The 10,814-nt window shown below is 56.8% G+C and carries 8 protein-coding genes; 4 read left to right on the forward strand and 4 right to left on the reverse strand.

All coding sequences use genetic code 11. The features are described from left to right. Positions 1-2,017, forward strand: a 2,017-nt coding sequence (locus IQ273_RS24250; protein ID WP_194025719.1) for an ATP-binding protein, incomplete at its 5' end; no start/stop codon positions are given. 109 nt (positions 2,018-2,126) lie between these two features. On the opposite strand, the gene cysC is transcribed toward IQ273_RS24250, so the two are convergent. The 4 genes from cysC to IQ273_RS24270 form a co-directional block, all read right to left on the reverse strand. Further along, positions 2,127-2,678, reverse strand: coding sequence for an adenylyl-sulfate kinase (gene cysC, locus IQ273_RS24255; protein WP_194025720.1), 552 nt, complete (start codon positions 2,676-2,678; stop codon positions 2,127-2,129). Positions 2,679-2,803: 125 nt separating this feature from the next. Further along, positions 2,804-3,748 carry a YihY/virulence factor BrkB family protein gene (locus IQ273_RS24260; protein ID WP_228053768.1) on the reverse strand — a complete coding sequence of 315 codons (945 nt, stop codon included), beginning with the start codon at positions 3,746-3,748 and terminating at the stop codon, positions 2,804-2,806. A 653-nt stretch (positions 3,749-4,401) separates the two neighbouring features. Continuing rightward, positions 4,402-4,626, reverse strand: a complete 225-nt coding sequence (locus IQ273_RS24265) for a hypothetical protein (RefSeq protein ID WP_194025721.1) — start codon at positions 4,624-4,626, stop codon at positions 4,402-4,404. Positions 4,627-4,676: 50 nt separating this feature from the next. Then, on the reverse strand, positions 4,677-8,243 hold the full coding sequence (locus tag IQ273_RS24270) for a PAS domain-containing protein (protein WP_194025722.1): 3,567 nt from the start codon (positions 8,241-8,243) through the stop codon (positions 4,677-4,679). A gap of 447 nt (positions 8,244-8,690) precedes the next feature. Between IQ273_RS24270 and IQ273_RS24275 the strand changes: the two genes are divergently transcribed. The 3 genes from IQ273_RS24275 to mtnC all read left to right on the forward strand — a co-directional run bounded on the left by IQ273_RS24275 (position 8,691) and on the right by mtnC (position 10,641). Beyond that, the gene (locus IQ273_RS24275; RefSeq protein ID WP_194025726.1) at positions 8,691-9,320 is read left to right on the forward strand and encodes a methylthioribulose 1-phosphate dehydratase; all 630 of its coding nucleotides are present in this window, start codon (positions 8,691-8,693) and stop codon (positions 9,318-9,320) included. Positions 9,321-9,386: 66 nt separating this feature from the next. Then, the gene (locus IQ273_RS24280) at positions 9,387-9,938 is read left to right on the forward strand and encodes an acireductone dioxygenase (RefSeq protein ID WP_194025723.1); all 552 of its coding nucleotides are present in this window, start codon (positions 9,387-9,389) and stop codon (positions 9,936-9,938) included. Then, positions 9,925-10,641 carry an acireductone synthase gene (gene mtnC / locus IQ273_RS24285; protein WP_194025724.1) on the forward strand — a complete coding sequence of 239 codons (717 nt, stop codon included), beginning with the start codon at positions 9,925-9,927 and terminating at the stop codon, positions 10,639-10,641. Before IQ273_RS24280 ends, mtnC begins: the two co-directional genes overlap by 14 nt. The last annotated feature ends 173 nt before the right edge of the window (positions 10,642-10,814 follow it).

Genomic DNA, 10,814 nt, shown 5'->3' on the forward strand with positions numbered 1-10,814 from the left:
CCCGCGCCCCGTCCCCCGCCAAAAACAAGCCGTCCTGCTCTTCTACCTGGGGGCCACCTGCCGCAGCCAGGCGGTGCTGCAGCGGGTCGTGTACGATCGCATGTTGCACAAAGCCGAAGGCCACTTTTCCGCCTGTTTGCGCATCTTTCGCGACCTACAACAGCCCGAGCTAGTGGGTAAGTTTATTCACGCCCTAGCCGAGGTGCAGCAAAAGCTGGGGGCTTGGCCTGCCCTGGCCCGCACCGCCCAGGAGGGGCTAACCCTGCACCGACAAGACCCCATTCGCCTAGCCCGCGATCACGGCTACCTGGCCGAAGTGGCCCTGGCCCAGGGCGATGCCGCCATAGCCCAAGTCCAGGCCGAGCGGGCGTTGCATATTCTGGCGATCGCGGGGGCTATTAAGGCCAGAGCCGTGAACACCGAGGGGCCAGCCCTCAATGGCTTACCCGCCGATTTGCCCAATAATTCGCCCAATGGTTCGCCCAACGATTCGCCCAACGATTTGACCACCGCCGAGCTATCGGTGGCCAACCAGTACCAGCGGGGCTGGTATTTCTATTTGCTGGGGCGCGTGCACATTGCCCAAGACCAGCCACAGACCGCCATTGCCTTGCTCGAAGACGCCTGCACCCACACCGACCCTAAAACCGATTTGCCCCTCTACCGCAGCATTCTGCAAACCCTGCAAAAGCAGTACTACCAGCAAAAAAACTATCGTGCTGCCTTTGGCGTCACGCTCAAGCAGCGCCGGGTTGACACTCAGTTTCGGCTGCGGGCCTTCATTGGGGCGGGCGAAATTCAGCCCCAGGAGTATCCTGCAGCAGCGGCGGCGCGATCGCCCCAGCCCATACTCGCCACCGAAATTCAGGCCTCGGGTCGCCAGGTCGATGTCGAAACCCTCACCTACCGCCTAGAGCAGGCCCGCTATCCGCTGATTGTCATCCACGGGCCATCGGGGGTGGGCAAAAGCTCTATTCTCTACGCAGGGCTGATGCCCGCCCTCGATAAATCATTTCCGGAGGGGCGATCGACGCTGCCCGTATTGGTTAAGGGCTACCGCGACTGGCCCGATGAAGTCAATCAGGCCCTGGCCCGTGCCCTACAGCAGCAGAGCGAAGCTGACGGCATTCCGCCCGCTGCCCCGATCGGCCCCACCGACCTGATTTTGCGCCTCAAGACCCTCACCGAACAGAGCTATCGGCAGATTGTGCTGATTTTTGATCAGTTTGAAGAATTTTTTGTCGAAGCCGCAGAGTTGTTTCAGCGACGCGACTTCTACGCCTTTTTAATCGACTGCCTGAACACACCCTACCTGAAGGTGGTGCTGGCCCTGCGGGAAGACTACCTCCACTACCTGCTCGAAATCGAGCGCGGCTTTGACCTCGACATTATCAACAACGACATTCTCAGCCGCGACTACCGCTACTACCTGGGCAACTTTAGGGCCACCGACGCCAAGTTTTTAATTCGTCGCCTCACCGACGACGCCCACTTCTACCTCGAAACCGCCCTGATCGATCGCCTGGTCGCCGACCTGGCCAATACCCTTGGCGAAGTGCGCCCGATTGAGCTACAGGTGGTGGGAGCGCAGCTGCAGCGCCAGGAGATCAATACCCTGGCCGAATACCTAGCCCTGGGCAACCACCCCAAAGAAACCCTGGTGCAAAACTTCTTGGGCACCGTTGTGCACGACTGCGGCCCCGAAAATGCCGACTTAGCCCGCCTGGTGCTTTACCTGCTGACCGACATCGATCGCGAAAGCCGCCCCTACCGCCCCCAAAAAAGCCGCCAAGACCTGGAAGAAGAACTCGACCTGCGCGGTGCCGACTACCGAGAAGACCAGCTAAACCTGGTGCTCGATATTTTGGTCGGGTCAGGCCTGGTGTTTTTGCTGCCCGATATCCCCATCGATCGCTACCAGCTGGTGCACGATTACCTGGTCAGCTATGCCCGCCAAGAGGCCCCAGCGCACCTGCTGGAGAAACGGCCCCGCAGACAAGGAGCCGGGGGGAATTAGGGGCTGGGCGGTTAAGGCATTCCCTAGAGCACAAGAATAGTACCTAAAAACACCCCCCACCCTGGTGCCCATACAGAGCATGGGCACCAGGAAGGGTGAATACTGGGTTCTAAGCTACCGCCGCTGCGGCCAGGTAGCCCATCGCTTCGAGCTTGCCGATTACCTGGGCGACGCTTTCGTCAACGGTTTGCTGGTCGGTGTGGCAGTGCACTTCGGGGTTGAGGGGGGCTTCGTAGGGGTCATCAATGCCGGTGAACTGCTTAATTTCGCCAGCCCTGGCTTTTTTATAGAGGCCCTTAACGTCGCGGTCTTCGCAGACATCGAGGGGGGCATCGACAAAGACTTCGACGAAATCACCAATGCGATCGCGGACTGTATCTCGCGCCTCCCGGTAGGGCGAAATGGCCGACACCAGCACGACTACGCCATTGCGGGTCAGCAGGTGCGACACAAAGCCAATCCGGCGAATGTTCTCATCCCGGTCTTCTTTGCTAAAGCCCAGGCCCTTGGTCAGGTTGGTGCGCACAATATCGCCGTCAAGTACCTCTAGCTGGCAGCCTCGCTGACGCAGTTCGGTCTCCAGAGCACGAGCAATGGTCGACTTACCCGACCCGCTCAACCCCGTAAACCAGATCGTTACTCCACGCTGCGCTGTAGCCATTAAAACAACTCCGTAACTGCTCTATAAATTAAACCAAATTCAAGTCCAGAAATGGAGTTCTACCTATAGGAAAAGAACAGATCTCTATTTGGACTGGGGATAAACCACTGACTGGCCCACCCCTTTCACTGGCTACCGACCTTGGCCGTCAGCTTTTTTTGCCCCTTGCGGCTGCCAAACAGGTGGGCATAGACATAGGTAAACTCGCCCCCCAAGAAGAAAATTTGGCTAGTCAGGTAAATCCACAGCATGAGCACCATTACCCCGCCCACTACACCGTAGGAGCGAAACTGGCTGCCCAGGCTAATCACACTATTACTGATTAGCTGCTGCAAAATGAGCCACAGCACAGCAGTCAGCAGTGACCCCAGCCACACATCTCGCCAAGACACGCGGGTGCTGGGCAGGCTCTTGTAAAGCACCATCACCACCAGGGTGAGCGTCACAAACGAAATGCCCAGCCGCAGCCACGACAGCAGCTGCACCTGATCAATGCCAATCACGATCACCCACTGGTTGACGCCTTCTAAAAGCTTCGTCACGGTATCGATCGCGATGTTGGAGATCAGCGACACAAAAATGAGGCTGGTTGCCCCCATCACCAGCAAAAACGCCAGAAACCGCCGCCACAAAAAGATAAACGCCACTTCTCCCATGCCGTCGAAGCGGTGATGGCGGGGCTTAGTGTGCCAAATTTTGTCAAACGAGCGACTAAGCGCCCCAAAAAAACCGCTGGAGGTAAACAGCAAAATGCCAAAACCGACAATGCTGGCGCTGGTGCTGCCGGTATGAAACTGAATCAGCGTTGTCTGCACAATGGGAAAGGCATCCGGGGGCAGGGTCTCTTGGGCAAAGTTGAGCACGGCGTTGTAGGCGACGGTGTTGGGGCCAATTAAGAAGCCGACAATACTCAACGACACCAAAATCATCGGAAACATCGAAAACAAGGCATAGTAGGCTAGGGCAGCACCCATCTCAAGGCAGTCGTCCTGCTGCCACTTCATAAGGGTGCGGCCAATCAGCTTGGTCCACGCTGACTGCCCCACTCGATATTTAAAAAAATCGAGCATAGCCGCGTTGTTAATCCATTGGTGTGCCAGTGCCCATGCGCGTCGCCAATGCTCAAACCGCGCCAGTTGCTTCCTCATTCTATCGACCCTGCTTGCTCGTTAGAGTGCTGTGCCAGGTACCTACATTGGCATAAAACACAAAAAGTAGAGCACCAGAGGGAAAAATTGCCCAGTTTTGGGGCGATCGCCCCTTTGCAGCAGGGCTTTAGCGCCTAAACTTCCCTCTTAGACTCTATCAATACCATCTTGCTCCAAACGCTGTCGTTACCAGCAGACATCTGGGCCAGTTTTTAGCCTTTTCACTCCACCACAGGGCAAATTGACCGAGAGTTCACACTGCGACGACGGTGCTAAAGTGCGAATGACTTAGGCCCCACCCTCCAACTGTGGCGAGAGCCAGATCTCAAAGGCCCTTTCCCAAAGGCCCCGAATATTTCCTCGGGGCCTGCTGCATGGGGTGAAGTTTTAAGGGCCGGGCAAAGGATGAATGTTGACCGCTTGATTAAGCGCTCTAGCTGGGCTGTCAACCTCAGACGATGGCTACTACTCTGGTAAAGCTGTCAACTCTGGCCTGATAAATCCTCTAATCGTCCCGGAGGGCCGATCAACATCGACAGTTTTGGGGCTAGCAGCTCAAAATACTCTCATTGCCGTCAGTTTACCGAAACCCTAACGCTGACCTCTTGACGCTTAGCAGCGGGGGCAACCAGGTGGGGCGCGCTCGGCTGCATGGGGGCCACGGTATTGGCCGGGGCTACACTCTGGGCGGCGTCAGCAGCGTCCATTTGATCGCAGATGGCCTTGGAGAAAGCCATGGCTGCGTAGACGCCCCCCAGGTAAAGAAGCACATCAAACCCACCAAAGTACAGATGGAACATTTGTTCAACCCTCCCGGTTGCTCAAGGTTACTGCCGATACTACCGCATCCTTAAGCAGGGGTCCAAGGCGGCACCAGCGACGAAATCGCCTCGATCAGCTCAGCCACCTCCATAGGTTTGGGTAAATGCTTTTGGAACCCAGCTGCAAAGATCTTTTCCTGGTCTGCTTTGGTGGTGTAAGAGGTCAGTGCGATCGCCGGAATCTGTCTGATATGGGGCATCTCGCGAATCTGCTGCATTAACATATAGCCATCCATGCCAGGCATACCAATATCACTGACTAAAATATCGGGCTGGGTTTCAGCGAACGCTGTAATCGCATCGGCAGCCGAGGGTAGGGCCGTTACCTTGGCCCCAAACTGCTGTAGGGTTGCGGTAATCAAATTGCGGCTATCGGCATCATCCTCAATAACCATGACGTGAATATGGTGCAGATCATTTGAGCCAATCAGTTGAGGAATAGGGAGAGGCTCCTCGACTACGGCTAACATCACCGGCAGCCGCACGGTAAAGATCGCCCCCTGGCCTTCACCCAGGCTGGCGGCTTGAATCGTGCCGCTGTGCATTTCGACAATTTGATGGGCGATCGCCAGCCCCAGCCCTAGCCCGCCAAAATCTCGGGTAGTGGTGCTATCGGCTTGTCTAAATCGGTCAAAAACGTGGGGTAAAAAGGTAGGAGCAATTCCTTTGCCGGTATCGCTAATTCGAAGTTCAGCCCAGTTGTCAACGTAGTCTAGCCGAACGGTTACCTGACCAGCCTGGGGGGTAAATTTCACTGCGTTAGAAAGCAAATTCCAAACCACCTGCTTGAGCCGATTGGGGTCACCTAACACTTGAAAGGAAGACGCATCTAGCTCGGTTTGAATCTGCACGCCCTTGGCTTCACTCACGGAGCGTACGGTTTCGAGGGCATCGTCAATGATGGCGGTTAGCGAGGTGGGCAGGCTGTTGAGGATCAGCTTGCCGCGCAAAATGCGAGAGACATCGAGCAGATCATCAATCAGCTGAGACTGCAAGCGGGCGTTGCGCTCAATGGTTTCGAGGGCGTATTCGATCTTGGCTTCGCTGAGCTGGGTGGTACGCAGCAGCTTGGCCCAGCCCAAAATTGGGTTGAGGGGCGACCTGAGTTCGTGGGAGAGCACCGCCAAAAATTCATCCTTCATCCGGTTGGCGTTCTCGGCGGCTTCTCGGGCCAGGCGCTCTTGTTCGAGCAGCCGAAGGCGCTGATCTTCGAGCTGCTTTTTGTCGTCTACATCGGTGATGGTGCCCACCCAGCGAGTCACCTCGCCACTGCTGTCTTGCACCGGCAGGCCGCGATTGATAAACCAGCGGTAAACGCCATCGTAACGACGAATGCGCTGCTCGATTTCAAACGCTTCGCCCTGCGCTAGGGCCTGCTGCCATAGCGCCATGGTGCGATCCTGTTCATCGGGGTGCACCGTTTGCGTACCAACCGTGCCCAAGGCTGCACCTTTTGGGATGCCCGTGTAGTCGTACCAGCGCTGGTTCCAGTACTGCACACCCGTGCGATCGGCCATCCAGACCATTTGGGGCATGGCCTCAGCCAGCATTCGGTAGCGTTCTTCGTTCTCCCGCAGGGCTATTTCGGCCTGCTTGAGGCTAGAAATATCCAGCACTACTCCAGCCATCCGGGCCGGTTGGCCCCGATCGTCCCGGTAGACCCGCCCGATCGATCGCACCCACCGCAGGGTGCCGTTGGGCCATAGGGTGCGCATTTCGACGTCGTAATCTTGGTGATGGGCGATCGCCTCATCCACCGCCTGCTGCACGCGATCGCGATCGTCGGGGTGAAGGGTCTGGGCAAACACCTCAAAGCTCATCTCGGTCTCTAACTCAAGGCCAAATATCGCTTTACAGCGATCTGACCAAACCAGGTCTTGGCTGATCAAATCGTAGTCCCAGGTGCCACAACTGGCCCCTTGCAGAGCCAGCTGTAGCCGCTCTTGACTGGTCTGCAAGATCACCTCAATCTGCTTGCGATCGGTAATGTCTAACCCGGTGCCCATCAGCTTGACGATCTGACCCTGAGCACCAAATACCGGCTCACAGCGCCAGTGCAAATAGCGCAGCGAACCATCCGCTAAGACCACCCTTAAATCGAGGGCGTAGGGCCGATGGTCTGCGATCGCCCGCTCAAAAAACTGCTCCACCATCTGGCGATCGTCGGGATGAATGCGCTGCATCAGGTCGATATAGCTGGGTTCGGTTTGGGCGGGGTCGTAGCCAAACTGATCCAACATCGCCTCTGACCACACGATCCGCTGGCCATCGGGGTAAAACTCCCAGCTGCCAAACTGAGCCACTCGCTGGGCTATGGCCAAATGGGCCTCGCTGCGCCGCAGGGCATCTTCGGCCTGCTTACGCGCCGTAATATCAATGCCTACCATCGTCACAATCCAGCAGTCTTGGGCCTCATCTCGGCGGGAGGTGAGGCTGTCTGAGATCCACCGCACCTGCCCATCTCGGTGCAGAAACCGATATTCCACCGTGATGGGGCGCTGCTCAAATATCGCCGCAAACATGGCGTCAGCATTGGCCAGCCAGTCTTCCGAAAAGGTGCGGGCCATCCAAAGCTCGGGGGTAATCTCCTCCAGGGTGTAGCCGGTCAGGGCCTCGCACCCCACCGATCGGTAGTCTAAAACGTAGGTGCGGTCAGCAAAAAAGCGGCCGCGAGCAATGGAGGCTGGGGCCGTATTGATCAGACTATCGAGCTGATCTTGGGAACTGTGCAGGGCCTGCTCCAGGTTTTTGCGATCGCTAATATCGACCCGCAGCAGCGACACCCCATCGCCAAAGGGATAGACCCGATTTTCGAGCCAGCGGCCTTCATCGGCGCAAAACAGATCAAAGCTGGTGGCGGCTTGGGCCTCGACCGCCCCCTGCAGCCCCCGATAAAAGGGCGTGGCCACCGCCTGGGGAAACACCTGCCAAATCGATCGCCCCAGCAGGGCGGAGCGAGGGGTTCGCAGGGCGGCGACGGCGCGATCGTTAACGTAGGTAAAGCACCAGTTTGAGTCAAACATCATAAACTCATCGCTGATGCTGGTAAGCACGTTTTCTAAGTTTTCGGTCACGGCCTGGGCGGCGGCCCGCAGAGCGCTCTCGCGGCGTGCTCCCACAATGGCGTGAGTCGTTTCGTTGACGGCAATAAAAATGCCGCCAACCTGGTCCGATTCATCCCAAATGGGCGTGTAGGAAAAGGTAAAATACCGCTCCTCAGCCTGACCATTGCGGTTTAGAACCAGGGGCTGATCTTCAGACCAGCTGGCTTCACCAGTGGCGACCACCCGATCGAGCATTGGCCCCGAGAAATCCCAGACTTCTTGCCAGCAGTCTGACCCCCGCTGCCCAATACCGCTGGGGTGCTTATCGCCTGCGATCGGGATATAGGCGTCGTTATAAAACTGAATGTAGTCAGATCCCCACAAAATTTGCATGGGGAATTTGGAGGAAAGCAAAATTTGCAGCGCAATTTTAAGACTCTGTGACCACCCTTCGATCGGCCCTAGCGGAGTATCTGCCCAATTAAACGCCTGAATGAGCGATCCAGTTTCCCCCCCATTACGTAGGAAGATTAACTCATTGGATGGTGTCATCTTTTGAACTGCAGGGGGTTTGAGGTTTGCAGATTGACAAGCTAGAAGACGATAGCCGCACTTTAGCCTACAGAAAGTATTGTAGAGACTCAGCCACTTCGATAGGGTCACGAGGATCTACCGCACGCCAAATGCAGGCAGGCTATAGCTAGTTTAGAGAGCCCATTCACCCACGGAATAGTTCAATTGGCGCGTTTAAATTAACTATTGTTTTATTGAGTCAAGATTTATAGCTTTGACCAGCCGTGCGTTGTCACAGCGGAGCCTGGGGCGGTGCACTGGCGGATAACCATCGATTTAGAGCGGCGGTGAGAATGTCTTAGCGGTTTGGGCGACGGCTACTGCCTTGCTCGACCGATTCCAGGGCTGCCTCGCCTGCCTCCGCGATCGCGAAAACGTAGGTGCTATAGTGCTGATTTTGCCGACATTGGGAAGAGTTGGTTGAGTATGGAGTTTGATGCGATCGCGCGATCGTTAGCAGAGGCAGGCCGCTTTCTGGCCGGTCAGGGCTGGGCACCCGCCACCAGCGGCAACTACTCGGCCCGGCTGGCCGATGAGTCGGTGGCCATCACTGTATCGGGGCGCGACAAAGGCCAGCTCACCCCAGACGACATTATGGCGGTTGACCTTCAGGGCCAGCCCCTCAGCCCCGGCAAACGGTCTTCGGCAGAAACGCTGCTGCACACCAGCCTGTATCAGGCCTATCCAGACGTAGGGGCCGTGCTGCATACCCATTCGGTCAATTGCGTTAGCCTGTCGCGCTGGCTGCTGGGTCGGGGCCAAGACAGTCTGGTGTTAACCAACTATGAATTGCTCAAGGCCTTGCCGGGCATTACCACCCACGCGATCGAGGTTGCCGTGCCTATTGTGGCCAACAGTCAGAATATGGTAGCCCTGAGCGAAACAGTGCTAGCTCGACTCAAGGCCGGGTCGGCACCAGTGGGGTACATAATTGCGGGCCACGGGCTCTATAGCTGGGGCTCTACGGTGCCCCAGGCTCGGATGGCTACCGAAGCCCTGGAGGTGCTGGTAAGCTGCACCCTACAAGATATTTTGCTCAGCCAAAAACTGGGTTAGCTCCTTTAAACTCAGAAGAGTGGTCACCCGGCTAAATCAACCTCTGAACCAAAGGACAACAACTCAATGACCCTACTCCGCATCTTTAGCGATCAAGATGGCGCAACGCTGCTGGACGAATATCGGGATGCCGAGGCGATCGCAGCTGCCCTAGCTAAGGTTGGCGTGCGCTTTGAGCAGTGGCAAACCCAATCGCCCCTGCCCCAGGCCGCCGAACCCGAGGCCATTCTCACCGCCTACGCCAAAGACATCGATCGCCTTAAGCAAGAGAGCGGCTACATCACCGCCGATGTCATTCGCATGCACCCCGATCATCCACAAAAAACCGAGCTGCGGCAGAAATTTCTCGCCGAGCACATCCATAAAGAAGACGAAGTGCGCTTCTTTGTGGAAGGGCAGGCCGTCTTTTACCTGCACCTGGGCAACAAAATCTATGCCACCCTCTGCACCGCTGGCGACCTCATCGGCGTACCCGCCAATACCCCCCACTGGTTTGACATGGGTGACGCGCCCCAGTTTGCCGCCATTCGCCTCTTTTGCAACCAAGAAGGCTGGGTGGCCCACTTTACCGACAGCCCCATCGCCAAAGGATTTCCTGACTACCATGCCTTTGCTTGATCAGCAGCCCCTGAGGGCGATCGTACTGGATATTGAGGGCACTACCACCGACATCGCCTTCGTCAAAAACACCCTGTTTCCCTACGCAGAAGAGCGACTAGAGTCCTTTATGGTTGACCTGGTCCCTACGGCTGAGGGACAGGCCATTTTGGCTCAGGTGCGGGCCGAGGTGGGCGATGCCGACCTGTCTGTGGACGACTGCATTGCCCAACTGCTGAGGTGGGCCAGAGCCGACCAAAAAGTGACCCCCCTCAAAGCCGTGCAGGGCATGATTTGGGAAGAGGGCTACCGCACTAAAGCCTACTACAGCCACATCTATGACGATGCCGCCGCCCACATTCAGGAGTGGCATCGGCGGGGGGTGCCGCTCTATATCTATTCGTCAGGTTCGATCGCAGCGCAGAAACTGCTGTTTGCCAACACCATCGTCGGCGACCTCACCCCCTGCTTTAGCGGCTATTTCGACACCACCACTGGAGCTAAGGTAGATCCCAATTCCTATCAAAAAATTGCCGAAACTCTAGGGATATCCCTTCAAGAGCTGCTGTTTTTGTCGGATCATCCCGGCGAACTGGCGGCAGCGCGACAGGCAGGTTGGCAAGCGTGTGCAGTACAGCGCCCCGGCACCCCCGATTTTGCGCCAGACCTGCCAGTCGTTCGGCACTTCGGAGAGCTACCCATTTCCTTATCAGGCACCCCGTAGGGGCGTAGCATGCTACGCCCCTACGGGGTGCAATGGTGGATTGAGTCTAGTTCCACCCAAGTTTGTGTCGAGTAAAATAGGGGTAGAGCGCTTAGGAGGCCAACGTGATGGCCAAGCAACGACGGAAGCGTGGAACCGCAGGCGATAAAACGATTTGTCTTCCCATTGCAGAC

Source organism: Nodosilinea sp. LEGE 07298, from assembly GCF_015207265.1.
Lineage (GTDB): Bacteria > Cyanobacteriota > Cyanobacteriia > Phormidesmidales > Phormidesmidaceae > Nodosilinea.

What these genes read in the sequence shown, in the direction of transcription:
- cysC (WP_194025720.1), bottom strand. Translation starts at nt 2,678, where the DNA reads ATGGCTACAGCGCAGCGTGGAGTAACGATCTGGTTTACGGGGTTGAGC.
- IQ273_RS24260 (WP_228053768.1), bottom strand. Translation starts at nt 3,748, where the DNA reads ATGCTCGATTTTTTTAAATATCGAGTGGGGCAGTCAGCGTGGACCAAG.
- IQ273_RS24265 (WP_194025721.1), bottom strand. Translation starts at nt 4,626, where the DNA reads ATGTTCCATCTGTACTTTGGTGGGTTTGATGTGCTTCTTTACCTGGGG.
- IQ273_RS24270 (WP_194025722.1), bottom strand. Translation starts at nt 8,243, where the DNA reads ATGACACCATCCAATGAGTTAATCTTCCTACGTAATGGGGGGGAAACT.
- IQ273_RS24275 (WP_194025726.1), top strand. Translation starts at nt 8,691, where the DNA reads ATGGAGTTTGATGCGATCGCGCGATCGTTAGCAGAGGCAGGCCGCTTT.
- IQ273_RS24280 (WP_194025723.1), top strand. Translation starts at nt 9,387, where the DNA reads ATGACCCTACTCCGCATCTTTAGCGATCAAGATGGCGCAACGCTGCTG.
- mtnC (WP_194025724.1), top strand. Translation starts at nt 9,925, where the DNA reads ATGCCTTTGCTTGATCAGCAGCCCCTGAGGGCGATCGTACTGGATATT.